Annotated in this window: 1 pseudogene; it reads left to right on the top strand. The window is 64.4% G+C overall.

The features are described 5' to 3' along the window. Positions 1-303 (top strand): annotated as a pseudogene (locus BKD30_RS15200) (IS1634 family transposase); the annotation flags it as partial.

The following is a 303-nucleotide window of genomic DNA, read 5'->3' as shown; positions in this document are numbered from 1 at the left end:
CCCTGGAGATCGGCTGTTTCGAGGGCAACAAGGCCGAGACGTTGACGATCGTGCCGATCGTGACGGCCTTCCAGGCCCGCCACGGCCTGGCTGACATGGTGGTCGTCGCCGACGCCGGCATGCTCTCGTCCACGAATCTGAAGGACCTCGAAGAGGCCGGTCTGCGGTTCATCGTCGGCTCACGGGTGACCAAGGCGCCCAAGGACCTGGAATCGCACTTCCGTTGGCATGGTGACGCGTTCACCGACGGGCAGATCATCGACACCATCACCCCACGCACCGGGCACAAGGTCGAGAACGACC

The organism is Tersicoccus phoenicis, from assembly GCF_001968835.1.
GTDB lineage: Bacteria > Actinomycetota > Actinomycetes > Actinomycetales > Micrococcaceae > Tersicoccus > Tersicoccus phoenicis.
The sequence above is the reverse complement of the archived record's forward strand: the minus strand, read 5'-3'. Positions and strand labels throughout refer to the sequence as shown.